Source organism: Corynebacterium macclintockiae (genome assembly GCF_027570165.1).
Taxonomy (GTDB): domain Bacteria; phylum Actinomycetota; class Actinomycetes; order Mycobacteriales; family Mycobacteriaceae; genus Corynebacterium; species Corynebacterium macclintockiae.
On the sequence record NZ_JAKMUV010000011.1, the window covers coordinates 1 to 26,679 of the forward strand.

Sequence of the window (26,679 nt, forward strand, 5' to 3'; positions counted from 1 at the left end):
AAGATTAAGGGAGTGTGTACGTTTTACGCGTATACACTCCCTTTTTTTCATGCCCTATTTTCCCATTTTCCAGTCCTAATCGGCATTGGTAAAGTCACCCCTATGAACGCGCAGTCGGCTAATACGGGTCCCCTCCAACGCTGGCTGCTTTTGGCCACCGTCGGCGTAGGCATCACCATCATTACGCTCGACAACACCATTCTGTACACAGCACTCCCTAGTCTCGTCGAAGACCTTGGCGCGACCAGCACGCAACAGCTATGGATCGTCAATATCTACGCGATCGTCATCGCTGGCCTACTGCTCGGGACCGGCACGCTCGGGGACAAGATCGGTCACCGGCGGATGTTCATTGCAGGCCTAATCATCTTCGGATGCGCCTCACTGCTGGCGGCCTTTGCGCCAAGCGCCGCGATGCTCATTCTGGGGCGAGCCTTGCTTGCCGTGGGAGGCGCCACGATGATGCCGTCCACGTTATCGCTGATCCGGCTTACCTTCACCAATCCCGCAGAGTTGAACCTGGCCATCGGCATATGGGGCAGCTTGTCCACTGTCTCTGCAACCCTCGGCCCCATCGTCGGCGGGCTATTGCTGGAAGCGTATTGGTGGGGCTCTTGTTTCCTCGTTAACGTCCCGCTGGTGATCGCAGCCCTTGTCGCGGTGCCTTTTGTGGCCCCGCCCGACCGTGCAAACCCGGACAAGCACTGGGATTTCAGTTCCTCCGTCTACGCGATGATCACCCTGGTCAGTGCGGTGATGCTCATCAAGGAAGGCACGCATGCTCCGCAGAATTGGCCAGTCATCGGCGTGGCTGTCGTACTGCTCCTCCTCGGTGGCTGGGCTTTTACGCGGCGTCAAGAAGGGTTAGAACAACCCCTCATCACCCTCGACATTTTCCGCTACCCCGCGTTCCGCTGCGGCGCTTTGGGAGCCGCCCTGTCAATGTTCGCCCTCGCGGGTCTGCAGTACGTCATCACGCAGAAGCTGCAGCTCGCGGACGGTCTATCCCCCCTGCGTTCCGGTGTGTACGTGACTTTCGCGGCCATGGGTGCTCTGGCCACATCGATCTACGCCGGCGCGCGCCTGGCGCAGTTCGGCATTCGCCGCCTGATCGCCGGAGGGTTCGGCGTAGCCACGATCGGTGCGGCGATCGTGTGCCTTTATGGTTTTTGGGGTTGGACGCCCATTCTTCTCAGCGGCCTATTTATCAAGGGCATGGGGCTGGGCGCGGTGATGGCCGTAGCTTCCATCGCAATGATCTCTGGCGTGCCCAGCCACCGGGCAGGCATGGCCTCCTCAGTGGAGGAAGTCAGCTACGAATTCGGATCTCTGACCTCGATTGCCGTTCTGGGCAGCTTGGTGACGGCACTGTATTCGGCACTGTTTGTTCTGCCGGCCGGCGCGCCCGAGTCGGCGGGGGAGAGCCTGCACTCTGCCGTGCACATCGCGCACTCCACCGAAGCTAGCTGGACTGAACCTTTGCTCGCCGCTGCGGGTACGGCCTACTCACATGCCTTCGCCCTGGTTTCCGGGTTGGTCGTGGTCGTGCTGGCGGCGGGTTCCCTCTACACGGCTCGGATCCTGCGGGGCGTTACCGTAAAGCTGGAAGATTAAAGCTAGAAGTTGCTGATGAACTTTCGCTGCTGGCCAGTCAACGGGTCGGGGAAGTGGAGCTCCTTGGCGATGAGCCCCATGGGAGCGCTAAAGTCCTCGTCCTCCGCGTAAACCGGCCGGGGCGTAGGGGCGTCCATACTAAACAGCGCTGCGTCCGTGAGCTCGGTGTAGAGAGGATCGTTCAGAATCGGCAAGCCCAGCGAGCGCAGGACGACACGCAGCTGGTGGGTTTTGCCGGTGTGTGGCTCGAGGCGCCAAACCAGAACGTCGTGGCCGTCGCGGCACTCCGTGCGCAGTCCAGAGACCACGGTGAGCGCATTGGGAGGGCCATCGGTGAGGACGGTGCTGAGGTGCCCGCGCGTCTTCGACATGCAGTGCTCTAGGCGCCAGGGGCGCTCCGGCGTGGGTGGATCCCACGAACGCCAATCGGCCAGAGGGGCGATCGGGGCGAAGGGAGCCTCGTCGGGCAGGGGAGTGAGCGCCTCGTAGACCTTGTGGGGGATACGGCGCTCGAACATCGTCTGGTAGGCGCCGCGGACCTCTGGGCGGGCGGTCATCAGCAGCACACCACGGGTGTGGCGATCGAGGCGATGGGAAGGGGAGAGCTCTGGGATGCCCAGCTGAACGCGAGCCTTCACTAGCGCAGTTTCTGTGATGTGCTGGCCACGCGGGAGGGTCGCCAGGAAAGGTGGCTTATCAATGACGACAATGTCTCGGTCCTGGTGCAGCACCGTGATCTCGCCGGGGACTGGACGCTCCGGGGCTGGGCGGCGATAGAAGTTAATGAAGCTTCCCGGGCGCAGGACGTCGTCCGGGGCGATGGGGGTGCCGGAATCCAGGCAGACTTCCCCTGCAGCAAAGCGATCTAAAACAGCACTAAAATCATCATCTTTTGCGCGGTGACGCTGGGAAGAAATGAGGTGCCACAAAAAATCTTTTGCCACCCACGGCGTGTCGGTAGCTGGGGGAACAAGGATCCGCGTAGGATTTAAGCCCCTTTTTACTGGTAAAGGTCCCATCAATCCGTTATGCTACCCGGCATGGATATTGCTGCAATTACCGGTTCCCTGTCTAACCTGTTCAAGAGCGAGCTGGGCGGTGTTCTGCTGAACATCTTCCGCACGCTGCTGGAGTTCTTCTCCCCGTCCAACGCCCCTGCTGCTGACGACGTTCCGCTGCCGGACACCACTCGTCGCTAATCATCTGATCAACTACACCGACCACACTCACTGACCAACTACACCGACCATTCACGAATCACTCACAAGGTGCCTGATATGTCCCGAAAATAGGGGCGAATCAGGCACCTTCCTGCATTCATTACTGCTTTTCAGGATAATGGGAAGTGTTGAAGGACAAATCGAATAATGCCCTGCAAGGAAGGATCATTTCCCATGGCTACCACGAGCGATAAGGAAATCATCGTTGCGGTTGACGGTTCCGATGCCAGCAACGAAGCCGTTAGGTGGGCAGCGAACGCAGCCCTCAAGCGCAAGCAGCCGTTGAAGCTGGTCAGCGCCTACACCATGCCGCAATTCATGTACGCCGACGGGATGGTGCCCCCGCAGGAACTCTACGACGAGCTCGAAAGCGAGGCGGTTGACAAGATCGAAAACGCCCACAAGATCGTCAGCGATTTCAGTGAAGAGGTTGAGGTTAGCTACCTGGTGAAGGAAGGCGCCCCGATCGATACGCTGCTGGATCTATCCACCACCGCGGAGATGATCGTCATGGGTTCCCGTGGCCTCGGTGGCCTGTCCGGCCTGGTCATGGGCTCCGTTTCCAGCGCCGTGGTCTCCCACGCCGACTGCCCGGTCGTGGTGGTCCGCAAGGATAACGACGTGACCGCGGAAAACAAGTACGGTCCCGTCGTGGTGGGCGTGGACGGCTCCGAGGTATCGCGTCAGGCACTGCGTATCGCTTTCCGCGAGGCCGAGGCGCGTGGTGCCCTGCTGCGTGCAATCCACTCCTGGACCGATTCCCAGATCCACACCTCCTACGTCGGCCTGGTCGATGCCCAGAACCAGATGGATCGCATGATCGTCGAGCGTCAGGACATGATGGAGGACGAGCTGAAGGACCTCATCAAGGAGTTCCCCAGCGTGCAGGTTGAGGAGATCGTGGAGCGCGAGCGCCCAGTGCAGTCCCTCACCGAGGCCGCCAAGGACGCTCAGCTGCTGGTCGTCGGCTCCCACGGCCGCGGCGGATTCAAAGGAATGCTGCTGGGATCTACCTCCCGCACCTTGCTGCAGTACTCCCCGTGCCCGCTGATGGTTGTACGCCCAAAGGACAGCAAGAAGCGCTAGGGAATAAACTACAAGTCCTGTAGGGTTCTGGTGGCCCTGCAGGATTTTGTAGACTTAAGCAAGTAAACAAACCTGAAAAGTAGCCATGTAGAGAAGGAGACAAGTGGATGGCAACGGCAGACGACAAATCCCGCGAGTCGGGATCCGCGGCCACCTCTGATTCTTCCGCCGGCGCACGCGACGGGGCGTCCTCAAAAAAGACGAGCGCCAAAACCGCCACAAAAACTACCAAGAAGACAGTGAAGAAAACGGCGAAGAAGGCAACCAAGCAGGCTGCTCGCTCCGGTCGCCGTAACCGCCCTGGCCCTCGGCAACGCCTGCTGGCCAGCGCCACGAACCTCTTTACTACCCAGGGAATCCGCGTAATCGGCATCGACCGCATTCTGCGCGACGCGGACGTGGCGAAAGCCAGCCTGTACTCGCTCTTCGGGTCGAAGGACAATCTGGTGGTTGCCTACCTGCGGGAGCTCGACCAGAAATGGCGCGACGACTGGCACGCGCTGGCTGACCCGCGCGAAAGCCCCGAGGATCGCATCATTGCCTTCTTTGACCTGTGCATTCAGCAGGAACCGGATAATAACTTCCGCGGCTCGCACTTCCAAAACGCGGCCAGCGAATACCCGCGCCCAGAGACGGACTCGGAGCAGCGCATCCGCGACGCGGCGATGGACTACCGGCGCTGGTGCCGCGACACGATGGCCGAGCTGCTGACCGAGCGCTTCGGCTATGCGTCCCAGACGCTGGCCGACCAACTGATGGTGTTCATGGACGGTGGCCTTAGCGGTGCGAAAATGTCGCGCAACACTGTGCCACTAGAAACCGCACGCGGGTTGGCGAAGCAGCTGCTGCTTACCGCGCCGATGAGCTACAACATCTAGCTCTCGGCAGGCTCCTCAGGGGAGTCCGCCGTAGCTCGCTTCTTCGCCTTGCGACCCGCCTTCTTATCCTTCTTCCGCTCGATAAGGTTGACCTTCATCTTCTGGTGGTGTTCCAGGAACTCCTCCGTGTAGGGGAGCTTGCGGTCCAGGTGGCGCTGCAGAGTGATTGTCTGCGTGGTGGTCCATAGGTTATTGCCCACCCAGTAGATCATCAGCGCGACCGGGCCCACCGCGCCCAGGGCGATAGTGAACGGCGCGATCAGCACAACCGGGCCGATCAGCCACATCATCTTCAGCAAGCCGCGGGCCAACACAGAGTTGTGGTCGACCGTGCGGTAATTGCGGTACATGGAATAAGCCCAGTTAGAGGTGGTGAAAATTGCGGCCAGAATGGCCATGGGGAACACTACCCAAAAGACCTGTTCCATCGTGGTGTGGATCTCTGCAAATTGCTCATCTGACATTTGCACATAGGCCGCCAGAGGAACCCCGAAGAGCTTTGCGGAAAGCAATGACTGGACCTCTTCGGCATTGAGCGGGCCGAAGCCATTGACTGCCGCCTTGACCTCCGGATCCGGACTGGTGACGTGGATCAGCATGCGGTACAGGCCCAGCAAAACAGGAAGCTGAACCAGCGCAGGAATGCAACCATCCGAAAATCGGTATTCGTGTTCCTTTTGCAGTTCGCGGCGCTTCCTAGCCAGCTCCTTACGGGTCTCGGGATCCTTCCCGCTGTATTCCTGCTCTAGCCGATAGACCTTCGGGCGGATATTCACCAAAATGCGACTGGAATACGACTGCCGGTAGACGAAGGGCAAAAGCAAACCACGCACAGTGACAATAAGAAGAATTAGTGCCAACAGCCACGACTGCGCAGCATCCCAACCGAAGATATCAGCAAAAAGATAGTGCCAAGCCTTCAAGAAAAGCGCAACGGGATACTCGACGATCTTCATGCAGAGGAGCTTACCCGCCAACCAGGTACCTTGCGGGATATGGAGGGGGCATTACTAATGCCAGATTGGGAAGCATAAGAAACGGGGAAACGTAGTACGATGTGTCGCATGGGACGACACCGGAAGGCAGCGAGAACGAGCAAGCGACTCGATCCAATTAGCGTAATCGGTGAACTCCTTATTACTTTCGGCGTGATTGCGCTGCTATTTGGATTCTGGGACGTCTTTTGGACCGACATCCAGTCCGGTCGCGAACAAGCCGCCGTTGCCCGAGAGCTAGACAACCAATGGGATGACAAGAATCCCCGCCCGCTGACTGAGCCGGCGGAGGGCGCGGCGTTTGCCCGGCTCTACATCCCCTCTTTCGGATCGGACTTCAACTTTTCCATCGTCAAGGGCGTGGCCGACGACGATCTGAACAAAGGGCCGGGCCACTACGAGGACAGCCAAGCCCCGGGAAAGCCGGGCAACTTCGCCATGGCGGGCCACCGCGTGGGGCGCGGTTCCCCCTTCAATGACCTCGGCCTGCTGAACACCTGCGATGCCGTGGTTGTGGAGACCGCAGGCACCTGGAACATCTACCGTGTGCTGCCGATCGACGCCGCCCCCGGAAACCGGAAGGCGGAGGCCGAAAAATGCATGCCTTCCGAGCTGGCGCAGAAGATCTCCAGCGGCGAATACGCGGGCGTCAATGGCCGATACATCACCACCCCCAGCGACATTAACGTGATCAACCCCGTCCCAGGACAACAGCGTGTCGAGGTGCGCCCGGGGGATGCGGGGCTGCTGACAATGACGACGTGCCACCCGCAGTTCTCCAATAAGGAGCGCATGATCGTCCACGCGGCACTTGTCCGCTCCGAGCCGAAGAAGGCCGGGAGTACACCTAAAGAGCTGACGGAGGGAGCCTAAATGTATGCGATGCTGTGGCGCAACCTGCCAGGCCCGTGGTGGGTGAAGCTATTTATCGTCCTGGTTCTGCTGGTGGGCATCTTCTTCCTGCTGATGGAAGTCGTTTTCCCCTGGGTGGGGCCGATGATGCCGTGGACGGACGTGGGGGTCTCGGAGGGGTTGCTGCGCATTGCGGACGCGCAAAGGGTGCTGGGGCTTTAGCGGCTAGAGCTTCAGGTTCTTGATCGTCTCTTCGGCGATCTTCTGCGCCTTCACGGACTGTTCCTGAGCGGTAGTCACCACCACTGCCGTTTCGTCCTTCCACACGGCGTACACGGCACCAGTTTTACCGTCACCACCGCGGCGCCCGCCGCTCCATCCCTTTGGCTCTAGCGCCTTCAGGGTTGAATCGATCGGTGCGGCGTGGTCGACCACCGCAATTGCGTCGGAGTTCGTGCGCATGTGGCGCACCATTACCGTTACCTGCGGGTAATCCTCGTAGGACCAGAACACGCAGGCCGGGGGGTCGAAGCGTTCATCCGTACCGGTGCCGGTGAGGCGCTGGCCGTTAGTATTCTGCAGCCAGTCGCCGTCCAGGTAGGGGCAGACCTCCTGGCCGCCCTGGCCTACCTTTTCCGGGGTTGCCTCAATCGGCAGTTCCGTCCCCTTGACGGGGTCGACGGTGCGTTCCGTCGAGGAGGTGGCGCTGTCTGCCGGACCGTTCCCCGAGTTATCCCCACAGGCGCTCAGGCTAAATGCCATTGCGGTCGCTGCTACCAGTGCAAGGGGTGCCCTTTTTGCTTTGTGACGCCCCAGTATCGGATTCCTCAGATCTCCCATAAAACCGAAAATACCCTAGACGGTGATTTCTTTACTGTCCCTGGGCCTTTTCAAACTTCTCGATAACATCGGCGGAAATGCGTCCGCGCTCGGAGACCTCGATGTTGTTTTCCCTAGCCCATTCGCGGATCATCCGGTTGCGCTCCGGATTAGCGCTACGGGAAGCCACACGACGACCGGCTACACCGGCGCGGGTCTTGCGGCGGGCGACCTTGATGAAAGGCTCCAGGGCCTTATCAAATGCCTCGCGGTTCTTTGCGGACAGATCCAGCGTGTAATCAACGCCATTCAGGCTGAAATCGACGACGTTGACCTGATCCTCAGCCAATGGAGTATCGTCCAGGTCGTCAAAGAATTGGGTAATTTCGCGGCGTGCCATCAGTGCATTCCCCTCTTTTAAGGATTGTTAATGTTCTGATGTTTAGTGTAGTAACTGAGCGACAGATTGCAATGCAATGTATTGCATAATCTTTATTGAATATGAAAAGTGCTGGAAACGGGGCGTCGATAAAAGATATATCGACATAAAAAATACCCCCAGGGGGTGACCTGGAGGCATTTGCTTAAAGCACTTAAAAGGCTTTAAGTGGGCAGTTTTTAGCGAGCAGAGTGATCAGCCGGGTTGATTCGCACGTTGGAGGTGTGGATTCCCTCGCCCCACTTCGCGCTGGCTGCCTTGGCAAAGTGCAGCGGCTGGTTCGGCTTCAGCTTGCCGTCCGGGCCCAGCGCCATCCAGTTTGCGTCCACCGCATCCTTCGTCACGCGCACAACGGTGTAGCCGTGGGAATCGAAGTCCAGGTACTTCACGTGGCGGTTCATGTTGGTAAAGGCGTACTCCACAGTGTGGGACAGCGCGTTATCCTCCGGCAGCTTAAGGATGTCGTCGATGTTGGAGGAGGTCACGGAGGTGCAGACGATCTCCACACCTGCAACACCACCGCGCGGGTAGGTTCCCGGGGCAGCGGGAATGTCGCAGGCCCAGGAAGAGTGAATGTCGCCGGTCAGCCACACGGTGTTGCGGATGTTGTTATCCAGCAGGTACTTGGTCACGCGACGGCGCTCGGCGGCATAGCCATCCCACTGATCCAGGTTGTACGGCATGCCTTCCTCCGGCAGACCCAGCAGCTGGGTGACGGCCTTGGTGGCCTCCGGATCCAGCGGCGGGATCAGAACCGGGCTGATCATGACGGAGTTGCCGATGAAGTTCCAACGGGCGGAAGAGGTAGACAGCTTCTTGGTCAGCCAACCGAACTGCTCCGAACCCAGCATGGTGCGGGACTTGTCGTCGGTCTTACGTGCAGAGGTAAAGCCGGGCTTTTCGTTGCGGTAGGTGCGCAGATCCAGCATGTTCAACTCGACCAGGTTGCCGAAGGACAGGTTGCGGTAAATGTGGCCCTTCTCGGACAGCGGGGTAGCGCGGATCGGCAGCCACTCCAGGTAGGCCTGCATCGCGTTGTTGCGGCGGGCGATGAAGTCGCCCTCCTTGTCCGGCTGGTGGTTCTCCGCACCGTTGGACCAGGTGTCGTTGGCGACCTCGTGGTCATCCCAGGTGACGATCCACGGGCAGGAAGCGTGTGCGGCCTGCAGATCCTTGTCGGTGTGGTGCAGGGCGTAGCGCTGGCGGTAGTCGGCCAGGGACTTGATCTCGTTAGCCGGTTCGTGCAGGCGAACCGAACCGGTCTTACCGGTGTACTCGCCGCGCGGGTACTCGTAGATGTAATCGCCGACGTGCAGGGCGTAGTCGATATCGCCGCGATTGGCCATGTCACGGTAGGCGCTGAAGTATCCAGCCTCCCAGTTAGAGCAGCTAAACAGGGCGAAGCGGAGTTCGGAAACGTCCGCGCCCTTGGCCGGTGCGGTGCGGGTCTTGCCCACGGGGGAAGTCTGGCCCTTGCGTGGGCCGTCGATGGTGATGAAGCGGTAGAAGTAGCCGGTGAAAGGCTTCAAGCCGCGGGCTTCGACCTTCACGGTCATATCGCGGGAAGGTTCTGCCTTCGCGGTGCCGGAGGTGACGACTGTGGTGAACTTGCTATCGGTGGCGACCTCCCACTTCACGGTGGTGGTCTGCCCCTTTTCCAGGCCGGGGTAGTCGTTCTCGTTGGAGGTAACGCGGGTCCACAGCAGCACACTATCCGGGTACGGGTCGCCGGAGGCCACGCCGTGCTGGAATGCTTCCTTGCCCATCTTCATATTGATCGGCGGGTTGGCCGGCTTGGAGGAGCCCAATGGGCTGGCCGAAGCGGCGGAGTTAGCTGCGATAGAACCGATTCCGACTGCGGCGGCACCGGCGGCGCCAGTCTGCAGAACCTGGCGGCGGGTAAACTGCCCGGACTGAGCCGGGGTGGAATTTTCCGTGGGGTTGTTCGTCATGGATTTATAAAACCATGTTCACTCAGGTTTTGCTTGGCGAACGCCCCCCGTCTTCTGGGGTCTGGCTCAGCTTTAGCTGCGCCCTATTTAGTCGCGCTTAGCCTTAATCTGCGCTTCGACCAGATCCAGCTCGTTGGACACAGAGCGCAGCACGCGCTTGCCCTGGTCCTCGTTCATCGAGCGGGAATTCTCGACCGCATTATCCAGATCATCCATGCGCTCGGAAATATCCTTGGCGAATCCCGAGGGCAGCCCCTTATCCAGAGACTTGCGGATGCGATTGATGCGAGCCTGCTGCAGGCCGCCGTCGCCAGGGAACTGGGCAGTGGCCTTGGTGGCCAGGCCGCTGCGGCGGGCAGTAGCGCCGTTCGTGGCCTCCTGCAGCGCGGTCACACCGCGGTAGAACAGCGGAATGGCAAAAGGAGCGGCAACGCGGGCAGCCCCCGCAATACGCAGCACGTTCTTGGAGTTGAAGCGCCCGGCCTTGATTTGCTCCAGCGAGGCCTTCGCCATCTTCTCGTTGTGCTTGCGCTGTGCCTTGATCTCCTTGGCATCCATCTTGCGCACCTGCTTAGCAGTCTTTCGCAGGTAGGCCTCCTTGCGCTTCTCCAGCTTCGAGTCGGCCTTCACCTGAGCCTTGGCCCGAACCTTCGCGGCCTTTTCGACGGCTTTCTTTTCCTGACGGCGCTTGCGCATACCGCTGAGCAGTCCCATGTCACTCCGATGCGTATTGATCTGTCTTACTGTTCAACCAGATTACTTAAGAAACATCTTTACTGTACGCGCTTCACCTTACTTCGACACCCGGGCAGGCCGCTATGGAGGTGCCAGCCACGGTGCGTTCACGTCCGGCCGACGCGCTAGGCTTAGAAACTATTGTGAGCTTGCCTGAAGATCTTCCGCCTCTCAGCCCCAGCGATTGCGTGGGCTGCCGCCACCGGGCGGTACTTCGGCGCGGGGCAAAGGCGCAGCGGCCAGAGTCACAACGGCCAGAGGTACAGCGGCCGCGGCTACACACTCCGCAGGATCTAGAGGCCTATGTGGAGGCCGTACAGCACCGGGCGAACGCCGAGATCCGCCGCAATCTGGTTTTCCAACTCCTCCCGACCAAGCCGCGGATCGGGGACAAGTTGTTCCCCAGCCGCGTGGACATCGACCCGATCGATCGGGATACTGCCGTGGAGCAGACCCTGGAGGCTTTGGCTTCGGGCGCGCGGCTGATCACCCGCCCCGTCCTAGCGGAGGGGCCCTTCCGTGTGGAGCTGGATCTTCTGGTGCGCGCGGATCAGGGCAAAGGCGTGGATGAGTTCATGCAGTACACCCCCGTCGCCATTTCCTCTCATTCCGTGGCGCGCCGGGCGAAGGCAACGCAGCTCGCGGATTGCCGAGTGGCGGACATCAACGCGTTGGGTTTGGCCGTGCCGGCGCCGACTGATTATCGCCATCGCGCGGTGGCTGGGGATGCGCAGAAGATCGCTATGGCCCACGTTGTACTGCAGCAATGGGGTTTTGCCGCCAACACCGTGGCGCTGATTGGTCGCGCTGGGCCGGGGAAGCCACGCTGTTTCTTTTTTGACGCCCCCTCCGTGCTCCCTGGCCTTTACGCTGCGTTGGAGGAGCCGATTCCCTCCACCCCGCGGCGGATTAAAGAGTGCCGGACCTGCGAATTCCATAATCACTGCCGTGCCCAGTTGCTTCAGGCGCAAGAAATCAGTCTGCTGCTGCCAGGTGATAAGGCTCGCACGTGGCGGGAAAAGGGTATCGAGACCCTGCCGCAATTGGCTGCACAGAGCAGCGGGGAACAGCCCCAGTTGGCGCAGGCATGGATGGACGGGCAGGTCGCTTTACGCAGGCCGAAGAACCGCTGGTTCGAGGCGCCGGAGTTGTGGGGTGGAGCGCCCCGGAGGGTAGGCGAGACCGCAGGGGCGGCCACTGACCAGCGGGATTGGGTGGAAATCGACGTGGACATGGAGGCTCACCCGAACCGCGGCACGTTCCTCTGGGGCACTTTCGACGGCTCCCGGTACATAGGATTCGGGGATTTCAGTCGGGACGGCGATGAAGGGCTGCACGTTGCCGAGTTCTGGCAATGGCTGCAAGCACAGAAGGATCAGGCACTGGCGGAGGAAAAGAGCTTCCAGGTCTGGGTGTATGCCGCGCAGGGGGAGAACTATTGGTTGCGCCACGCCGCCGAGCGCTACGGCGGGCGCAGCTACGAGGTTCCGGGCACGAGTGCGCGCGTCACGATGCCCACGCTGGCGGAGGTCAATGCCTTTATCACCTCCGAACACTGGTGCGACTGCTTTAGCCTGGTGAAAAAGGCTCTGGCGGCCACGGATTCTCTAGGGCTGAAGACAGTCGCCCCGCTGGCTGGCTTCGAGTTCAGCCAGGCGGGCATCAACGGCAAAGCGGCAGTGGAACTGTTCGAGCAGGCCATCGGCGGATCCCGCACCACCGCCCAAGCTGCCCGGCGTAAGCTGGAGCGCTACAACGCCGACGATTGTGTGGCAACGTCAGCGGTTCGCGCGTGGCTGCGCAGAGGCGCGCCGGGACTGCGGGAACTGCGGCGTCAATAAAAACAGCGGCAACAACAAACAGCAGAGAGGGCACAAAGGACATGACGAACTTCTTCGATCGCATCCTGGCGCTCAACAGCCAGGGGCCTTTCCGAGCCGAAAGAGTAGGGCCGGATGACGCGCTGAAGGGCGGCCGCACGCCCGTGCTGGTGGACCCGCAGCCCAATGCGGTGCTGGGCACGGCACTGACCGGGCTGGAAGACAAATACTGGGAAGGGAAGCTGGAACGACCTGCGCAGATAGTGCTGGGGCTGGGGTGCTTCTGGGGTGTGGAGCGCATGTTTTGGGGAGTGGATGGGGTGTGGGGAACCTCCGTGGGCTACGCCGGCGGATATACCCCGAACCCCACCTACCGCGAGGTCTGCACCGGGCGCACCGGGCACGCCGAAGTTGTGCGGATCGTTTTCGACGAAGCAGCCGTGAGCCTGGAGCAGCTGCTGCAGATCGCGTTTGAAAACCACGACCCGACACAGGGCGACAGGCAGGGCAACGACGTGGGAACCCAGTACCGTTCCTGCGTCTACACACAAGATGCTGAGCAGCTAGGGCGCGTGCAGCGAGCTATCGAGGGCTGGCAGCAGCGCTTCACCGACGCGGGCTTTGGGGCCATCACCACCGAGGTTGCCGAGCTGGCGAACATCGGCGATGGGCACTATTACTTGGCCGAGGACGAGCACCAGCAGTACCTACACAAACACCCCGACGGGTATTGCAACCACGGTTCCAATGGCGTGAGTTGCCCCGTCGGGGTGCTGGGGGACTAGCTGCCGAAGCTAGCTAGGGCGGCGAACTAGACGCCTATCTTCTTCGGCAGGTTTTGGTTCGGAATGCGGCCGTCGGGCACGACCTTGCCGCCATCCCAGCGGAAGGTTACGTCCGAGAAGTACTTGCTGGCGGCCACGTTGGCTTCACCCGACTCGTGCAGAGCCTCCCAGTCCCGCATGCGGACGGTAACCGAGGACGGAGTGGTCTTGAGGATTTCTGTCTGCTGAACCGTGTCGGAGGCGATGCCGATGTAGTTGCCCTTGTGGAACAGCATCAGCTGGGTGGCGAATTGGGCGTTGCCCTGCCTGGCCTGAGTGATCAGCGCGTAGCTGAGGTCAGAGCACGCGTTGTAGTTCGTCTGATTAGTCAGCTTCCAGCCGTGTGGGTTCGGCGGCAGCTTGCTGATGTTGTTGGTGATCTCCGGCGCCGTCGAATTCACGCGGCACTCCTTGCCGCCACCTTCTGTGCCACCGGTTTCTGCGCCACCGCTTTCTTCACCATTGTTCTGGTCGCCCTTGGGAGCTTCGGCGGTGGAGGCTGCGACGTTTTGAGTGTCCGGCTGCTCGCCATTGGCGCCATTGGCGCCTTCGGGTGCGTCGGCCGCGCCAGCTGCACCGGACTCTGCCTCGGCGGCGGTGGCTGCTGGAGTGTTGGTATTGCCGGAAGCCTGGGATTCATCGTCATCGCCGCAGGCGGCGGTGCCGAGCAGCAGGCCGGTCAGCGCGATCGCTGCACCGAACTGGCGGGTGCGACGGCCGCGGCGCGGGCGATGAGTGCGTTCAGTGTGGGGAATGTTGAAATTTCGAGAGTGAGCCTTCATGGTTCTTCTCCAATCTCAGATCGTGTGTGAGTGTGTGACTGTGCGCAATGTGTGCGCAGTTTCTGCACATTGTTTGCACTTTGTCTGCATAAAGTCTGCACATTGCGGAACACGCTGCGCACGCTTTGTACCTTGGCGAATAAGCGAATAAGAGTGGGTGAAAGCTTCTTCGCTAGGGTACGCAAAAGACCCTGTATCGAACGCAGTTTTCTTTTACTGCGGATACAGGGTCTTCGCTTTTGAGTTTTCGAAGTTATTCAGTTGTATACCCAGTATTACGCTTGCTGGAGTTCGATTGCAATAGGCTTTGCAATAAATATTGCAATGGGCTCTGCGATCAGCAGCGCATGAGGCTTACTTCTTTGCAGCCTCGAAGCGCTTAGCAACCTCGTCCCAGTTGAAGACGTTCCAGACAGCCTTGACGTAATCTGCCTTGACGTTCTTGTACTGCAGGTAGAAGGCGTGCTCCCACATATCCAGCAGCAGCAGCGGGGTCAGGTTGATGGACAGGTTGCCCTGCTGGTCGGTCATCTGCTCGACAACCAGGTTGCCAGCGATGTGGTCGTAGCCCAGAACTGCCCAGCCGGAGCCCTGCAGACCCAGAGCCGCGCCGGAGAAGTGATCCTTGAAAGCCTCGAAGGAACCGAAGTCGCGGTTAATTGCCTCCGCCAGCTCACCGGTCGGCTCGCCGCCACCGTTCGGGGAGAGGTTCTTCCAGAACAGGGAGTGGTTGGTGTGGCCACCCAGGTTAAAAGCCAGATCCTTGGACAGTGCGGTAACTACGCCGGCGATGGAGCCGTCCTTGCGGGCAGCTTCCAGCTTCTCCAGAGCAGCGTTTGCGCCGTTGACGTAGTTCTGGTGGTGCTTGGTGTGGTGCAGCTCCATGATCTCGCCGGAGATGTGGGGCTCCAGTGCGTCGTAAGCGTAGTCCAGCTCGGGAAGTTCGTACTTAGCCATTGTTTTTAAAGTTCCTTTCACACGTCGGATGTGCTTATGACAACAAGTGTGACGCGAAAATATTGTTCCTGCAAGGTTTTTTCTTACGAAAAATTAAGTTATTGACGCCATGTTTCGGAAGTTCAATTATCAGAAAAGTCTGCGGTGAGCGTGACTGGCACCCGGGTTATGCTGGCGTGTGGGCGTCAACTCAATAAGGCAACCTAGAAAGCAACAAACAAGGAAGAAGGCCACCACAGTGACTGCTCCGGAACCAACACCAGTATCCACCAACAACGCCACCACTCCTCCGGCCCCCGGCACCAAGATCGTCCTGATCGGCGCGGGTGATGTCGGCGTAGCTTACGCATACGCCCTGGTTAACCAGGGGCTGACCGACCACCTGGCCATCATCGACCTGGATGAACGCAAGACCTGGGGGCACGTGCAGGACCTCAACCACGCAGTGCCGTGGTCGCACCACAACACCCGCGTCACCGTCGGCACCTACGAGGACTGCCGAGACGCCGCCATGGTCTGCATCTGCGCGGGCGCGGCACAGAAGCCGGGCGAGACCCGCCTGGACCTGGTTGCGAAGAACACCTCCATTTTCAAGAAGATCGTCGGCGACGTAATGGAACACGGCTTCAACGGCATCTTCCTGGTCGCCAGCAACCCGGTGGACATCCTCAGTTACGCAACGTGGAAGTTCTCCGGCATGGATTCCAGCCGCGTGATTGGTTCCGGAACGATCCTGGATACCGCACGTTTCCGTTACTCGCTGGGGCGCTACTTCGACCTGGCGCCGACCTCCGTGCACGCCTATGTCATCGGCGAACACGGTGATACGGAGCTGCCAGTGCTCTCCGCCGGATCCGTAGCGGGCACCTCCATCCAGCACCGGCTGGAAATGATGGGGGAATCGGCTGGCGAGGACGTCGACGAGATCTTCGTGAAGACCCGCGACGCGGCCTACGAGATCATCCAGGCCAAGGGGTCCACCAGCTTCGGCATTGGCATGGGGCTGGCGCGCATCACGCAGGCAGTATTTAGCAACCAAGATGTTGTGCTGCCAATCTCCACTTTGTTGGAGGGCGAATACGGCTTCGAGGACATCTACATCGGAACCCCCGCAGTGATCAACCGTCAGGGTGTGCGCCACGCGGTGGAGCTGCAGCTGGATGCGGAGGAAAAGAAGAAGTTCGACCACTCCGCCACCGTGCTGCGCAAGGTGATGGCCGAGGCGGGGCTGGTTAAGTAAACAGTAAATGAAACTTGGAGGCGACCGGCCTTTAGCGGATGCCGGTTGCGCCCCGGCGCACTAAGAATGGAGGGTATGAAAATTGTCGCCCACCGTGGAGCCTCCAAGGAGCGCCCTGAACACACCCTGGCAGCCTATGAACTTGCCGAGCAAAGGGGCGCGGATGGCTTCGAGTGCGACATTCGCCTGACCAGGGACGGCGAGCTGGTGTGCATACACGACCGCACCATCGACCGGGTGGCGGTGGAAAAGCCTAAGAAGTCCAGCGGCGTGATCAGCGAAATGACGCTGGCCGAGCTGCGGGAACTCAACGTTGGCACCCCGGAAGAGCCCGCGCAGGTACTTACTCTCCGCGAGCTGTTGACATTCTTCAACGACATCAATTCCTCGCGTGTGTCCGCCGAGCCGGGGCATAGCCAGCGGCCGGGAGGTCTGTCCGCGGAGGGCGGCGGGGCGTCCATAAAAAAAGAGATATTTATCGAGACAAAGCACCCGAACCGCTACGGCCCCAAGGTTGAACACGCGCTGCACTACGAGCTACAGCGGGCGCACCTGGCGGACAGTCCGCACGTGCACCTCATCAGCTTTAGCCCCCAATCTCTGGTGCGTTTCAAGATGATCAACCCGGGGATCCACCGCATTCTGCTGCGCCGTGAGTACCAGCGCATGCTCAACCCTGGCCTGCAGGCGCTGCATGTTGTTGACGCCCACGGGTTGTCCGTCGCCCGCGGTCGGATTCGCCCGGACATTATCGGCCGCTTCGGCGATGGCACCTACATGTGGACCGCGGACAAGGAAGACGAGGTGCGGTGGGCTACACGGCAGGGCGTGACCTGGCTGGCGACGAACTACCCGGGCAGGGCGCGCATGTGGCGCGATAGCGAGAATGGTGTGGATCTCGGAAACAAAGCGAGCGCACCGACAGTAGTTGAAGAACCGGGCGTCACCGCGATCTCCTAGGTATGGCCAGGTACAATAAGGGATCGTGGCTAAGAAGAAAAAGAACCAAGAGAATCTGCCCGAAGGCATGAGCCGCCGTCAGGCGAAGCTGGCTGCCCGAGCTGCCGAGCGTGCCAAACTGCAAAAGGACGCGCGCCCCTTCGATGGCTTCGCCATGGAGGCTGACCTGATCGCCCTACAGGAATTCGTTCCTTCGGCGCACTTCGTCGCTTCGGTCAAGGACGCGGAGCACAAGATCTCCATCGTTACCGTTCTGCCGGGTGCCGTCGCAGCTCTGCGCCGTTCGGAAGAAGACGGTGGGGAGGGCTTCGTAGCGCTGCAGACCCAGCGCCGCGGAGACAACCCGAACCGCGACCTGGCTTACGTCCTGAACTGGGTGAAGCAGGCTCAGCCGGGCGAGTCCCTGGAGGTCGGCCTGTCCGACGGCACCGAGCCCGCGCTGACGGACATCCTGGATAAGGACGCCCAGGCGGAGATCAACGTTGCACAGGACTTTGACTGGTGGCTGCCAGAGGAGAGCCGTGACAACCCGCAGGTAGCGGCTACTCTGCAGCGCGCCAACGACTCCGTGCTGCCGTCCGAGCGCGTGGAGGCCGACATCAAGGGTGCGGCGTGGTGGATCGACCCGTCCGACAAGGCGCACATCCGCTGGGTTCGCCAGGAGGGTGAAGAGGAGCTGCTGGAGGCTCTGGCCCGACTGCACGGCGCTGGTGAGCTACACCTGGGCGAGGGTTCCAAGTTCGCTGGCGTGTTCCGCACCCACGGCATCCTGGTTCCGGTGTGGGATCTGGATCGCACTCGCGAGTCCGCTTCCTGGAAGGAAGGCCTGGAGGCTCTGGACGCGAAGATCGAGGAAGCTCTGGCCAAGGATGCGCCGCTGAGCGCCGATGAACAGAAGGCCAAGCAGACCATCCAGTCCCGCGAGGTCACCATCCGCTAGTAACTAGCGGAGCTCGAGCAATTAGCGGAGCTTTGAGAACAACTCCTCTGCGCCGGCTTCGTCCCACAGTGCGACGTTGCCGGCGTACGTGTCTTGGTAGCCCGCAATTGGCACGGTCTCCTGCTTCGCGCCACCGGCCAGCGCCAGGCCGAGCGAGGCAAGATGCCACACGTGGTCGCCCTCGTTGACCTGCATATTTGAGCTCAACGCATCGGCGACCTTCAGGTTCTTAAATGGGTTCAGCAGGACACCCGGGGACTTGATCTTCTTTGACAACCCCGCCAGGAACTTCCGCTGGCGCTCCACGCGATCCAGGTCGCCGCGAGCAGAGGTGTAGCGGGAGCGGACATAACCCAGCGCGGTCGGGCCGTCGAGCTCCTGACAACCGGCCTGCAACTTGATGCCCGCCATCGGGTCATCCAGCGGTTCATCCAGACACATCTCCACGCCACCGACGGAATCGACGACATTGGCGAAGCCGCCGAAGCCAACCTCTGCGTAGTGATCCAAGTGGATACCCGTCGCCTGCTCCACCGTCCGCTGCAAAAGCGCAGGACCGCCGAGGGAGAATGCCTGGTTCAGCTTATTTTGTCCATGGCCGGGGATATCCACCCAGCTATCGCGGGGCAGGGACAGCATGGTCGCGTCCCCGCCGAAGCGTGGGATGTGAACGACCATGATCGTATCGGTGCGCCCCACCGAATCGTCGAGCTCGCCGGCCATGAGCCGGTCGGCGTCCTCCTTGCTGAGGCCTGCGCGGGAATCCGAACCCACCAGCAGCCAATTCGTGCCCTTAGTGCCGCCCAGTCGGCCGTCGTAATCCTGCAAAGCATCCGTGCGCTGTAGCTTCGTATCAATCCATACCGTCGCGCCGATGGTGAATGCTAGGACGATCGCGAGCAGTAGGCCGACCGTTTTGAAGAAACCGAAGCGTTTGCGCCGCTTTGGCCGTGGCGCCGTGCGACTGCGGGGGCGCCGCGCCGGGCGGGAGTCACCTCGTCGCCCAGCGCGATCAGGGGAGCTGCCGAACTGCGGATCGCCGAACGTTTGGCCAGGTTGAGCCGCGTGATCCGCTGGCCCCGGCTGTGCCGACGGCGCCTGCCATTGGCTTGCCCGCGGATGGGTTGCCGGGGGAGCCGCCTGCGGCTCTGCGCGGCGGTACTGGGGTTCTTCCGGCTGCGCTGGTCGTTCCGGCTGGGCCGACCGCTCTGCATGCATCGAATCGGACAAGTTGCGCGTTTCGCGACGCGGTGACTGGTTATTGCTAGGAGGGATCACGCCCCCGCCCTTTCGCACAGGTCGCCCATAGCGATCCAGAAGGGGCTTGCCGTGGCGATCCCGGGCAAACTCCGAACCATCGGAATTGCCAGGATTGCGGCCCGAGCCGTAATTGTCGCGAGAATTCATGGGCACAATACTAACCGCAAGCGCCTCGCAGGCTAGGACAACGACAGTCGCTGTGCTGTGCTGAATTGCAGCACGCTCGGCGCCAGCAAGCTCGGATCAGTACAGTGCAGCGTAGCCGACGAAGGCAACCGTATCGATCAGGCCGTGGCCGATCACCAAAGGCCAAATCCGCCCGGTTTTCTTGAAATACCACAGGTAAATCAAGCCCATCACGATGTTGCCCACCCCGGCGGAGTAGCCCTGGTACAGGTGATAGCTGCCCCGCAGGATGGCGGTTGCGGCGAAAACCCACGCCCAACCAACACGCAGTTGCCGCAAGCGAGTGCTGAGCCACGCGACGACCACCAGCTCCTCTGCAAAACCGTTGGCCCAGGAGTTCACCACCAACAGCGGGATGCGCCACCAGGTTTCGGCAAGTCCCGTCGGAACCACCTGCTTCGACAGCCCCAGATGCACGGCAGCCGCGTAGAACGCCAGGCCAGGGAGGCCAATGATGGCCGCCAGCCCCGCGCCGTGCAGCCAGTCTCGCGTCCGCAGCCGCCAGTGGCGCACCAGCGCAGGAGTGGGCGCGTGCCGCAGCAGAAGGAACATCGCCAGCCCACCCCATGCGACCAGCACTCCGCTGGAAAGCAACTGCAGCGCCGGATCCAGCCAGGCCAGCGTGGACTGTGCTTTGTTGAGCGTTGCCCTTTGTTGGTTGAGGGCTTGTGGGCTGACACTGGCCTCCACTAGTCGCGCTATCGCGCGCAGCCCGCTGGTACCGAAGGTGATCGCCAGGACGATGAGGATCTCCCAACACAGCGCGCTGCGGTTGGTTTCGGCGCTCGCGCCGTGTCGGATGGTTGGTTCGTTCTTAGTGCTCATGGTGGTTGTGGCTATTGTCCGGCTTGGCGCGAAAATCCAGGGCCTCGATATCGCCCGGTACCGCGACGCTGAGGCTTTCGGCGGGGAGGTGCGAGGTGGCGTCCATAAGAAAGCCCGCTAGGGAAAGCAACGTCGCAGCGCTGACTCGATTGCCGACGGCGCCCAGTAGCAGTGCGATGGGCCAGCGGCCGGGGACGCGTTCCGGGGCGATGAGGGGGAGGGTGACGCTGGCCCAGCCCGTGAGGTTCCACAGTGTGCCCCATGGGGTCCAGGCGGTCTGGGCCCAGAAGTTATCAACGGGGGTGAGCTGCGAAAACGCTCCATTGGGAGGGGGTGCGCATGCGAGGGTAGGGGTCGCGATCACGTCGAAGTGTTGCCATGCCCGCTGTGGGTCTAGCCCGACTATTTGTTGTTCTAATTGTTGACGCCGCCATTTCGGCACCTGACGCCCCTCCTCGCGGAGCCACGCGGTGATGGGCGACAGCGTGCCGGGAAGGTCTGCGCAGCGGGAAGCAATGAGTTCGCGGAAGAATTGGAATGTGGCTGGCGGGTACGGGGCGGGAGCCTGCGAGACGGATTCGACCAGTGGGTGCGTGGTAGCCAGCGCGGTAGCGGCGGCTGTGGCAGCGGCGATGTCGGGGGAGACGCGGCTGCGGGTGTGGAAGGGTTTATTGGTGTAGCCAATGCGTAGGGGCTGGGAAGGGTGGCTGCGGTGCAACGTGCCCCGATCTGGTGCAGGCAGGCCATAGGCGCGGGCGGTCGTGGGGATGTCCGCGGCGATGAAACCCTGGGCCACCGGGGTAAACGTGCCGAACTGGTGATTGTGCGCGGGCTTCAGGGCAGCCAGGCCACAGCAAGCCGCGGGGATGCGGATCGACCCGCCGCCGTCGGTCGCGTGGGCGATGTTCACCAGCCCGCGGGCGACAGCTACTGCCGCTCCGCCCGACGAACCGCCTGCCATCATCTCCGGGTGCAGCGGGTTGACGGGGTGGGGCATGCCGACGGGTTCGGTATAGGCCGTGGTGCCGTATTCTGCGGAGGCAGAAGCGCCCACCAGCGTTGCGCCACCCGCTAGCAGGCGGTGCGCAGTCGTATCGTGATAGGCCGCCGTGAAGCCGTGGTGGACGGACCCCATCGTGGTGACCTCGCCCGCGACTTGCTGCAGGTCCTTGATCAGTACTTCCTCGCCGATTAAGGGTAGGTCTGGGTTGTTGGGGTGGTTAGGGTGGTCGTGAAGGTCGGGGTGGCTGCGCAGAAAGTCGTAGCTGTGGGGGTTGTCGTAGACCCGGGTGACCCCCAGCTGGGCATTGCTCAGACCCGTGTCGCGCCGGGCGTAGGCAAGGCGGTCGGCGAAGGAGTTCGCACGGTCGGGCTGGGGGTGGTTGGGCGCGGGATTCATTGTTTAACAAGGATATACCCGCAGTGATTGGCCTTGGGGCTAGCTTGTCTGTGGGTTCCATTAGACTCCGTCTTATGGCTGATTCCACTGAGCAATCCAGCGTGCAGTCCACTGTGCGCGTTGCGTTCCTGGGCCCCGAGGGCACTTTTACCGAACAGGCGCTGAAGCAGTTCAAGGAGATCGGCGCTGTGCCCGCCGGCGCCACTGAGATCCCCGTCGCCTCGCCGCGCGTCGCCCTGGACATGGTGCGCGATGGGGAGGCCGACTTCGCGTGCGTGGCATTGGAAAATTCCGTCGACGGGCCGGTTTCCCAGACCGAGGACGCACTGACTTACGGCGCGCCGCTACAGATCTACCGTGAGGTTCTGGTGCCCGTGGTGTTCTCCATTCTGGTTCGCCCTGGCACTGCCCTGGAGGATGTGAAGACCCTCACCACCCATCCCGTAGCCGAGGCGCAGGTGCGCAACTGGGTGGAAAAGCACCTGCCGGATGTCTCCTTCGTCCCCGCTGCCAGCAACGCCGCGGCTGCCGCGGCCGTGCAAGCGGGGCAGGCGGATGCCGCCGCAGCCCCGGCACGCGCGGGCGAGATTCACCAATTGGATGCCGTCGCTAAAGGGGTGGCGGATGTCTCCGGCGCCCAGACTCGGTTCATTTTGGTCGGCAAACCCGGGAAACCCACCGAGCGCACGGGCAGCGACCGCAGTGGCATGATCCTCTGGTTGCCGAATGTGCCCTCCAGCCTGCTAGATGCCATCGCGGAGCTATCCACCCGGCAGGTCGATATGGTTCGCATCGGATCGCGGCCCCGCCGCACCGGGGAAAAGGGCGAGGGCGCGGCGAATGGCAACTACGTCTTCCACATTGGCATCGTCGGCCACATTGAAGACGACGCTGTGGCTGAAGCGCTGGCCGGACTTTACCGCCGCGCCGAGGATGTGCGCTTCCTAGGAAGTTGGCCGTCCGCGGAGCCGCTACAGGCTGCGGATTCTCAATCGCCACATCCTTTCCATCGCCATGCGGGCAGTGCCCCGCCGAACTACGCTGAATCCAGTAGGTGGATAGAGGCGCTGAAGCGCGGTGCGAAAGGGTAGCTAGCGAATGGGACGATCGACAAGGCTTTTCCTGGTCAGGCATGGCCAGACGACCTCTAACGCCATCCACGCCCTGGATACCGCACTGCCGGGAGCTAGCCTGACGGACCTGGGGTGGCAGCAGGCCGCCGAGGCCGGGCAGTGGCTCACCGAGCGCACGCAGCGGCTAAAGATCGTTTCCTCCTTTGCCGCCCGCGCCCAGCAAACCGCGGTGGGCGTGGCCGGTGCTTTCGGCGGCGAGCTAGTTCCTGCGGCCTTCTCTCGCGGTGAGCTTTTAGATGACGCCGCAGCCTGCGACAACGCAACGGATCACACCAAGGCATCGCTCCAGCGACTGCCACGAGTATCGGAGATCCCCGCCGGGCAGTACGAGATGAAAAACGACGAGGATTCCCACGAGGCCTACCACTCCATTCTGGGCGCCTGGATGCTCGGCAAGGTGGATAAGGCGGTGCCGGGTGGATTGTCCGGAGCGGAGGTTCTCCGCGAATACCTGGCCACGCTGCTCGGCACTCTGGCGGAGAACCAGGCGGCGAATGACCCGGCGAATGACGCGACGAATGAGGCCGCCACCGACGTAGCCCTAGTTAGCCACGGCGCGGTGATCCGCCTGGTCGCCCGCTTCCTCGGCGGGGTAGATCCGGAATGGGCATTCATGCACTACCTGGCCAACGGCAACGTCATTACACTGCGCGTGCCGGACAACATTGGTGAGTTGGCTGATGTTGCTGTGGGCAGGCCTGGGGCGTCCCAAAGTAAGAGCGCCGCAGGAAACAACGCCGCAGGGGCAACTCAGTCGGGCGTGCTCGACAGCCTGGAGGGGGCGTTCGAGGTGCTGGGGTGGGGCGCGGCCACGCTATAGGTCGGGCTCCGGACGGTCGGGCGCTTAGCCCCAGCCGAGCTCGTGCAGGCGATCGTCGTCGATGCCGAAGTGGTGGCCAAGCTCGTGGATGACGGTGATGGCGACCTGCTCGATTAGTTCCTCTTCGGTGTCGCAGATGTCCTCGAGCGCATGGTGGTAGATCGTGATCTTGTCGGGCAGCGCGCCGGTGTATTCGGAGTCGCGCTCGGTCAGTGCAATGCCCTCGTAGAGCCCCAGGATCTCCGGGCTTTCGGGGTTATAGTCCTCCGTGACGATGGCGACGTTGCTGACGTTGTCAAGTAACTCGCGGGGGATCCGCCGTAAGCCAAGGTCAACGAGCTCTTCGAAGCGCTCTGGGGAAACGTCGATGGCCATGGGTTATTGCGCTGCTCCGGGGGCGGCGCCGGGGTTGGTTCCGGCGTTGGTGCCCGGGTTAGTTCCGGCGTTAGTTCCAGGCGCGGCATTCGGGTTGGCCTCAGTATTCGGGCCGGCCTCGGCGCCACGGGCATCGCTCGGCCGCGGGGAGCGGCGCAGCGGATTGCGCTTCGGCGGGGTTGCCGGTCGCTTACCGTCGATGGTGAATTCCTGGCGCACATCACCCTTGATTGCTGCGAATCCACCACCGGGACGGCCGAACGTCAACGCGCAGTTCACGGTACGCGAACCCGCATCCCAGGACTGGCGCTGTAGGGTGTTCCAAAACGGGGTGAGTGTGGAGTTGTACAGGGCATCGTCGCCACCCAGGTAATCCTGGGCGGCCTTCGTACACACCTTGTTTAAGAACTCGTTCTGGTCCTTGATGCTGGGCCAGGGGCCGGGGAACTTCTCGCCGAGATTCACCACCGAGGTCACCTGCCAGGAGTGCTTTTCTTCGCACGGAACCTCGTTGGTCAGGTCGCCGTCCGCGCGCACGCAGTGATCCTTCTCAAAGTATCGAGCCTGATCCTGCTCGGCGGCAAAGCCCGTGGTCTCCGTCGTGCGGCCGGTGGAGTCCGGGACCATCACGCCGCACAGCATCGTGCGGTCACCGTCAGCCCAGGCGGACTGTGGCGGCAGGATCGGGGAGATCGAGTAGCGCCCTTCGGGGTCGAGCTTTCCCTCCAGGTACTGCATCGTTGGGCCGTTGCATAGCTCTGCGGTGAGCTCTTCCTGACGCCGCAGGTCCGGCTGCTTCGCGTCTGGGCCGAACTCACTGGTGGGATACTGGCCGAGATCCTCCCGAGAGCTGACCTCAAAGCGGTGGGGCTGGTCGCAGCTGACGGTGGTGAAGTCCTTGTTCACCCCGTCTGCGCTGGGCTTCCAATTCACACAATCGCCGTTGCTGGCCTGGGTAAATGTGGAGTTATCTACGTGCTGGCCCTGCTTCTCGTCCATCGGAACCAGTGGCGAACTGCCCTCGGGAGCTACGAAGGTGAAAGCCGCGGCGCTCACACCGCCGCACAGTGCGGCGAACAGGGCGATGGTGAGGCTCCGCGCTCGGCGGTGGATCTTCGCTTCGCTGAGGGACATGGGGCTCGCTTCGTTATCTAGAGGGCTTCGTTATCTAGAGGTTAGTAACTGGGGGCTAGTGTAGTAGGGGATATGGATAAGGGGGAACTGGCCGGACAAGCTGGTGGGGGAACCGGCTAAGCTAAACACCATGATTGATCTGAAGCTTCTGCGCGAAAACCCCGATGTTGCCCGTGAATCCCAGCGCACTCGTGGGGAGGACCCAGCGCTGATCGACCAGCTGCTGGAAGCCGATGCGCAACGCCGCGAGGCCATCAGCGCCGCCGATGCCGCCAGGGCGGAGCAGAAGGCGTTTTCTAAGGAGATGGGGCAGAAGATGCGCTCTGCCTCCGACGAGGAAAAGCAGGCGCTGCGTGAAGAGGGCAAGCAGAAGGCCGACTCGGTGAAGAAGCTGGAGGAAGCCCAGGCAAAGGCAGAGCAGGCCGTCAACGACCTGCAGATGCAGATTTCCAACATTGTTCAGGAAGGCGCCCCGGCTGGCGGGGAAGACGACTTCGTCACTCTAGACGTGGTGGGCGAGCCTCCGCAGTTCGACTTCGAGCCGAAGGATCACCTGGAGCTCGGTGAATCGCTGGGCCTGATCGACATGAAGCGCGGCACGAAGGTTTCCGGCGCCCGCTTCTACTTCCTCACCGGCGACGGCGCGCTGCTGCAGCTGGGCATGCTGCAGCTGGCCGCCCAGAAGGCTGTGGAGCACGGTTTCCAGCTGATGATCCCGCCGGTGCTGGTGCGCCCGGAGGTTATGTCCGGCACCGGCTTCCTCGGAGCCCACGCGGACGAGATTTACCGTCTAGAAGAAGACGACATGTACCTGGTCGGCACCTCCGAGGTTGCCCTGGCCGGCTACCACTCTGAGGAAATCATCGACCTTTCCAAGGGGCCGCTGCGCTATGCCGGCTGGTCCTCCTGCTTCCGCCGCGAGGCCGGCTCCTACGGCAAGGACACCCGCGGAATCATCCGCGTGCACCAGTTCGACAAGGTGGAGATGTTCGTTTACTGCAAGCCGGAGGAAGCCACCGAGGTCCACCAGGAACTGCTGGCCATGGAGCGCGAGATGCTGGCTGCCATCGAGGTTCCCTACCGCGTGATCGACGTCGCCGGTGGCGACCTGGGATCCTCTGCCGCCCGCAAGTTCGATACGGAGGCTTGGGTTCCTACCCAGCAGACCTACCGCGAACTGACCAGTACCTCGAACTGCACGACCTTCCAGGCCCGTCGCTTGAAGACCCGTTACCGCGATGCTGATGGCAAGGCGCAGACCGCCGCCACGCTGAATGGCACGCTGGCAACTACCCGCTGGTTGGTGGCTATTTTGGAGAATCACCAGCAGGCCGATGGCTCCGTTGTGGTGCCAAAGGCGCTGCGTCCTTTCGTTGGTAAAGATATCCTGAAGCCCAACGAATCCGGCGCTTAGTGCGCCCGCAGAATTTCCAG

Annotated in this window: 27 protein-coding genes; 14 read left to right on the top strand and 13 right to left on the bottom strand. The window is 61.7% G+C overall.

The genetic code is table 11. The annotated features are described in order from the left end of the window. Positions 1 to 102 precede the first annotated feature (102 nt). Positions 103 to 1,614: an MFS transporter gene (locus L8U58_RS08340; RefSeq protein ID WP_269955119.1), complete on the top strand. Its 1,512-nt coding sequence runs from the start codon at positions 103 to 105 to the stop codon at positions 1,612 to 1,614. Positions 1,615 to 1,616: 2 nt separating this feature from the next. Here the strand turns inward: L8U58_RS08340 and L8U58_RS08345 are convergent, their stop codons facing one another. After that, entirely contained in the window at positions 1,617 to 2,558 is a 942-nt protein-coding gene (locus L8U58_RS08345; protein WP_269955120.1) for a pseudouridine synthase, read from the bottom strand. A 96-nt stretch (positions 2,559 to 2,654) separates the two neighbouring features. Here L8U58_RS08345 and L8U58_RS08350 point away from each other — a divergent pair, with 96 nt between their 5' ends. The 3 genes from L8U58_RS08350 to L8U58_RS08360 all read left to right on the top strand — a co-directional run bounded on the left by L8U58_RS08350 (position 2,655) and on the right by L8U58_RS08360 (position 4,798). After that, positions 2,655 to 2,813: a hypothetical protein gene (locus L8U58_RS08350; protein WP_168163070.1), complete on the top strand. Its 159-nt coding sequence runs from the start codon at positions 2,655 to 2,657 to the stop codon at positions 2,811 to 2,813. A 195-nt stretch (positions 2,814 to 3,008) separates the two neighbouring features. Next, the gene (locus L8U58_RS08355; RefSeq protein ID WP_034972234.1) at positions 3,009 to 3,920 is read left to right on the top strand and encodes a universal stress protein; all 912 of its coding nucleotides are present in this window, start codon (positions 3,009 to 3,011) and stop codon (positions 3,918 to 3,920) included. Between the two features lie 107 nt (positions 3,921 to 4,027). Next, positions 4,028 to 4,798 carry a TetR/AcrR family transcriptional regulator gene (locus tag L8U58_RS08360; RefSeq protein ID WP_269955121.1) on the top strand — a complete coding sequence of 257 codons (771 nt, stop codon included), beginning with the start codon at positions 4,028 to 4,030 and terminating at the stop codon, positions 4,796 to 4,798. Here the strand turns inward: L8U58_RS08360 and yidC are convergent. After that, positions 4,795 to 5,754, bottom strand: a complete 960-nt coding sequence (gene yidC / locus L8U58_RS08365; RefSeq protein WP_051898442.1) for a membrane protein insertase YidC — start codon at positions 5,752 to 5,754, stop codon at positions 4,795 to 4,797. The two genes, L8U58_RS08360 and yidC, sit on opposite strands and share 4 nt — an antisense overlap. Positions 5,755 to 5,862: 108 nt before the next feature. Between yidC and L8U58_RS08370 the strand changes: the two genes are divergently transcribed. Together L8U58_RS08370 and L8U58_RS08375 are read left to right on the top strand one after the other, a co-directional pair. Further along, positions 5,863 to 6,666, top strand: coding sequence for a class E sortase (locus tag L8U58_RS08370; protein WP_269955122.1), 804 nt, complete (start codon positions 5,863 to 5,865; stop codon positions 6,664 to 6,666). Continuing rightward, positions 6,667 to 6,867, top strand: coding sequence for a hypothetical protein (locus L8U58_RS08375; RefSeq protein WP_043012789.1), 201 nt, complete (start codon positions 6,667 to 6,669; stop codon positions 6,865 to 6,867). 3 nt (positions 6,868 to 6,870) lie between these two features. On the opposite strand, the gene L8U58_RS08380 is transcribed toward L8U58_RS08375, so the two are convergent. The 4 genes from L8U58_RS08380 to L8U58_RS08395 form a co-directional block, all read right to left on the bottom strand. Continuing rightward, positions 6,871 to 7,407, bottom strand: coding sequence for a DUF2020 domain-containing protein (locus tag L8U58_RS08380; protein ID WP_237743949.1), 537 nt, complete (start codon positions 7,405 to 7,407; stop codon positions 6,871 to 6,873). A gap of 109 nt (positions 7,408 to 7,516) precedes the next feature. Beyond that, positions 7,517 to 7,864: a histone-like nucleoid-structuring protein Lsr2 gene (locus L8U58_RS08385; protein WP_034968386.1), complete on the bottom strand. Its 348-nt coding sequence runs from the start codon at positions 7,862 to 7,864 to the stop codon at positions 7,517 to 7,519. A gap of 218 nt (positions 7,865 to 8,082) precedes the next feature. Next, positions 8,083 to 9,855 carry an alkaline phosphatase D family protein gene (locus L8U58_RS08390; RefSeq protein WP_269955123.1) on the bottom strand — a complete coding sequence of 591 codons (1,773 nt, stop codon included), beginning with the start codon at positions 9,853 to 9,855 and terminating at the stop codon, positions 8,083 to 8,085. 87 nt (positions 9,856 to 9,942) lie between these two features. Further along, positions 9,943 to 10,569 carry a DUF6474 family protein gene (locus L8U58_RS08395; protein WP_034968392.1) on the bottom strand — a complete coding sequence of 209 codons (627 nt, stop codon included), beginning with the start codon at positions 10,567 to 10,569 and terminating at the stop codon, positions 9,943 to 9,945. 404 nt (positions 10,570 to 10,973) lie between these two features. On the opposite strand from L8U58_RS08395, the gene L8U58_RS08400 reads away from it, so the two are divergent. Then, the gene (locus L8U58_RS08400) at positions 10,974 to 12,431 is read left to right on the top strand and encodes a TM0106 family RecB-like putative nuclease (RefSeq protein ID WP_420839872.1); all 1,458 of its coding nucleotides are present in this window, start codon (positions 10,974 to 10,976) and stop codon (positions 12,429 to 12,431) included. 41 nt (positions 12,432 to 12,472) lie between these two features. Continuing rightward, a complete protein-coding gene (gene msrA / locus L8U58_RS08405) occupies positions 12,473 to 13,195 on the top strand; it encodes a peptide-methionine (S)-S-oxide reductase MsrA (protein WP_034976300.1) in 723 nt (240 codons plus the stop codon). A 26-nt stretch (positions 13,196 to 13,221) separates the two neighbouring features. On the opposite strand, the gene L8U58_RS08410 is transcribed toward msrA, so the two are convergent. Both L8U58_RS08410 and L8U58_RS08415 read right to left on the bottom strand, forming a co-directional pair. Further along, a complete protein-coding gene (locus L8U58_RS08410; RefSeq protein WP_034981543.1) occupies positions 13,222 to 14,016 on the bottom strand; it encodes an LppP/LprE family lipoprotein in 795 nt (264 codons plus the stop codon). A 354-nt stretch (positions 14,017 to 14,370) separates the two neighbouring features. Continuing rightward, the gene (locus tag L8U58_RS08415; RefSeq protein ID WP_034968400.1) at positions 14,371 to 14,973 is read right to left on the bottom strand and encodes a superoxide dismutase; all 603 of its coding nucleotides are present in this window, start codon (positions 14,971 to 14,973) and stop codon (positions 14,371 to 14,373) included. 238 nt (positions 14,974 to 15,211) lie between these two features. On the opposite strand from L8U58_RS08415, the gene L8U58_RS08420 reads away from it, so the two are divergent. The 3 genes from L8U58_RS08420 to L8U58_RS08430 all read left to right on the top strand — a co-directional run bounded on the left by L8U58_RS08420 (position 15,212) and on the right by L8U58_RS08430 (position 18,113). Then, the gene (locus L8U58_RS08420; RefSeq protein WP_051879651.1) at positions 15,212 to 16,213 is read left to right on the top strand and encodes an L-lactate dehydrogenase; all 1,002 of its coding nucleotides are present in this window, start codon (positions 15,212 to 15,214) and stop codon (positions 16,211 to 16,213) included. Between the two features lie 75 nt (positions 16,214 to 16,288). Further along, positions 16,289 to 17,173 (top strand): glycerophosphodiester phosphodiesterase, encoded by an 885-nt coding sequence (locus tag L8U58_RS08425; protein ID WP_269955125.1) that lies wholly within the window; start codon positions 16,289 to 16,291, stop codon positions 17,171 to 17,173. Positions 17,174 to 17,240: 67 nt separating this feature from the next. Further along, positions 17,241 to 18,113, top strand: a complete 873-nt coding sequence (locus tag L8U58_RS08430; RefSeq protein WP_274706563.1) for a DUF5926 family protein — start codon at positions 17,241 to 17,243, stop codon at positions 18,111 to 18,113. A gap of 21 nt (positions 18,114 to 18,134) precedes the next feature. Here the strand turns inward: L8U58_RS08430 and L8U58_RS08435 are convergent, their stop codons facing one another. The 3 genes from L8U58_RS08435 to L8U58_RS08445 all read right to left on the bottom strand — a co-directional run bounded on the left by L8U58_RS08435 (position 18,135) and on the right by L8U58_RS08445 (position 21,783). Beyond that, positions 18,135 to 19,520: an LCP family protein gene (locus L8U58_RS08435; protein ID WP_080720163.1), complete on the bottom strand. Its 1,386-nt coding sequence runs from the start codon at positions 19,518 to 19,520 to the stop codon at positions 18,135 to 18,137. Positions 19,521 to 19,616: 96 nt separating this feature from the next. Beyond that, complete coding sequence (locus L8U58_RS08440; protein ID WP_051898445.1) at positions 19,617 to 20,384, bottom strand: CPBP family intramembrane glutamic endopeptidase; 768 nt, start codon at positions 20,382 to 20,384, stop codon at positions 19,617 to 19,619. Continuing rightward, positions 20,374 to 21,783, bottom strand: coding sequence for an amidase family protein (locus tag L8U58_RS08445; protein ID WP_269955127.1), 1,410 nt, complete (start codon positions 21,781 to 21,783; stop codon positions 20,374 to 20,376). Before L8U58_RS08445 ends, L8U58_RS08440 begins: the two co-directional genes overlap by 11 nt. A 74-nt stretch (positions 21,784 to 21,857) precedes the next feature. Here L8U58_RS08445 and pheA point away from each other — a divergent pair, with 74 nt between their 5' ends. Both pheA and L8U58_RS08455 read left to right on the top strand, forming a co-directional pair. Next, positions 21,858 to 22,874, top strand: a complete 1,017-nt coding sequence (gene pheA / locus L8U58_RS08450; protein WP_051892184.1) for a prephenate dehydratase — start codon at positions 21,858 to 21,860, stop codon at positions 22,872 to 22,874. 7 nt (positions 22,875 to 22,881) lie between these two features. After that, entirely contained in the window at positions 22,882 to 23,736 is an 855-nt protein-coding gene (locus L8U58_RS08455) for a histidine phosphatase family protein (RefSeq protein ID WP_269955128.1), read from the top strand. Between the two features lie 24 nt (positions 23,737 to 23,760). Here L8U58_RS08455 and L8U58_RS08460 read toward each other — a convergent pair whose 3' ends face one another. Continuing rightward, positions 23,761 to 24,111, bottom strand: coding sequence for a metallopeptidase family protein (locus L8U58_RS08460; RefSeq protein ID WP_034968434.1), 351 nt, complete (start codon positions 24,109 to 24,111; stop codon positions 23,761 to 23,763). A gap of 3 nt (positions 24,112 to 24,114) precedes the next feature. Beyond that, on the bottom strand, positions 24,115 to 25,245 hold the full coding sequence (locus L8U58_RS08465; RefSeq protein ID WP_269955129.1) for a septum formation family protein: 1,131 nt from the start codon (positions 25,243 to 25,245) through the stop codon (positions 24,115 to 24,117). Between the two features lie 130 nt (positions 25,246 to 25,375). On the opposite strand from L8U58_RS08465, the gene serS reads away from it, so the two are divergent. Beyond that, positions 25,376 to 26,659 (top strand): serine--tRNA ligase, encoded by a 1,284-nt coding sequence (gene serS, locus L8U58_RS08470; RefSeq protein ID WP_269955130.1) that lies wholly within the window; start codon positions 25,376 to 25,378, stop codon positions 26,657 to 26,659. The last annotated feature ends 20 nt before the right edge of the window (positions 26,660 to 26,679 follow it).

What these genes read in the sequence shown, in the direction of transcription:
- L8U58_RS08460 (WP_034968434.1), bottom strand. Translation starts at nt 24,111, where the DNA reads ATGGCCATCGACGTTTCCCCAGAGCGCTTCGAAGAGCTCGTTGACCTT.
- L8U58_RS08390 (WP_269955123.1), bottom strand. Translation starts at nt 9,855, where the DNA reads ATGACGAACAACCCCACGGAAAATTCCACCCCGGCTCAGTCCGGGCAG.
- pheA (WP_051892184.1), top strand. Translation starts at nt 21,858, where the DNA reads ATGGCTGATTCCACTGAGCAATCCAGCGTGCAGTCCACTGTGCGCGTT.
- L8U58_RS08340 (WP_269955119.1), top strand. Translation starts at nt 103, where the DNA reads ATGAACGCGCAGTCGGCTAATACGGGTCCCCTCCAACGCTGGCTGCTT.
- L8U58_RS08350 (WP_168163070.1), top strand. Translation starts at nt 2,655, where the DNA reads ATGGATATTGCTGCAATTACCGGTTCCCTGTCTAACCTGTTCAAGAGC.
- L8U58_RS08375 (WP_043012789.1), top strand. Translation starts at nt 6,667, where the DNA reads ATGTATGCGATGCTGTGGCGCAACCTGCCAGGCCCGTGGTGGGTGAAG.
- L8U58_RS08425 (WP_269955125.1), top strand. Translation starts at nt 16,289, where the DNA reads ATGAAAATTGTCGCCCACCGTGGAGCCTCCAAGGAGCGCCCTGAACAC.
- L8U58_RS08380 (WP_237743949.1), bottom strand. Translation starts at nt 7,407, where the DNA reads ATGGCATTTAGCCTGAGCGCCTGTGGGGATAACTCGGGGAACGGTCCG.
- L8U58_RS08455 (WP_269955128.1), top strand. Translation starts at nt 22,882, where the DNA reads ATGGGACGATCGACAAGGCTTTTCCTGGTCAGGCATGGCCAGACGACC.
- L8U58_RS08465 (WP_269955129.1), bottom strand. Translation starts at nt 25,245, where the DNA reads ATGTCCCTCAGCGAAGCGAAGATCCACCGCCGAGCGCGGAGCCTCACC.
- L8U58_RS08360 (WP_269955121.1), top strand. Translation starts at nt 4,028, where the DNA reads ATGGCAACGGCAGACGACAAATCCCGCGAGTCGGGATCCGCGGCCACC.
- L8U58_RS08445 (WP_269955127.1), bottom strand. Translation starts at nt 21,783, where the DNA reads ATGAATCCCGCGCCCAACCACCCCCAGCCCGACCGTGCGAACTCCTTC.
- yidC (WP_051898442.1), bottom strand. Translation starts at nt 5,754, where the DNA reads ATGAAGATCGTCGAGTATCCCGTTGCGCTTTTCTTGAAGGCTTGGCAC.
- L8U58_RS08385 (WP_034968386.1), bottom strand. Translation starts at nt 7,864, where the DNA reads ATGGCACGCCGCGAAATTACCCAATTCTTTGACGACCTGGACGATACT.
- L8U58_RS08355 (WP_034972234.1), top strand. Translation starts at nt 3,009, where the DNA reads ATGGCTACCACGAGCGATAAGGAAATCATCGTTGCGGTTGACGGTTCC.
- L8U58_RS08430 (WP_274706563.1), top strand. Translation starts at nt 17,241, where the DNA reads ATGAGCCGCCGTCAGGCGAAGCTGGCTGCCCGAGCTGCCGAGCGTGCC.
- L8U58_RS08415 (WP_034968400.1), bottom strand. Translation starts at nt 14,973, where the DNA reads ATGGCTAAGTACGAACTTCCCGAGCTGGACTACGCTTACGACGCACTG.
- L8U58_RS08395 (WP_034968392.1), bottom strand. Translation starts at nt 10,569, where the DNA reads ATGGGACTGCTCAGCGGTATGCGCAAGCGCCGTCAGGAAAAGAAAGCC.
- L8U58_RS08410 (WP_034981543.1), bottom strand. Translation starts at nt 14,016, where the DNA reads ATGAAGGCTCACTCTCGAAATTTCAACATTCCCCACACTGAACGCACT.
- L8U58_RS08435 (WP_080720163.1), bottom strand. Translation starts at nt 19,520, where the DNA reads ATGAATTCTCGCGACAATTACGGCTCGGGCCGCAATCCTGGCAATTCC.
- msrA (WP_034976300.1), top strand. Translation starts at nt 12,473, where the DNA reads ATGACGAACTTCTTCGATCGCATCCTGGCGCTCAACAGCCAGGGGCCT.
- serS (WP_269955130.1), top strand. Translation starts at nt 25,376, where the DNA reads ATGATTGATCTGAAGCTTCTGCGCGAAAACCCCGATGTTGCCCGTGAA.
- L8U58_RS08370 (WP_269955122.1), top strand. Translation starts at nt 5,863, where the DNA reads ATGGGACGACACCGGAAGGCAGCGAGAACGAGCAAGCGACTCGATCCA.
- L8U58_RS08440 (WP_051898445.1), bottom strand. Translation starts at nt 20,384, where the DNA reads ATGAGCACTAAGAACGAACCAACCATCCGACACGGCGCGAGCGCCGAA.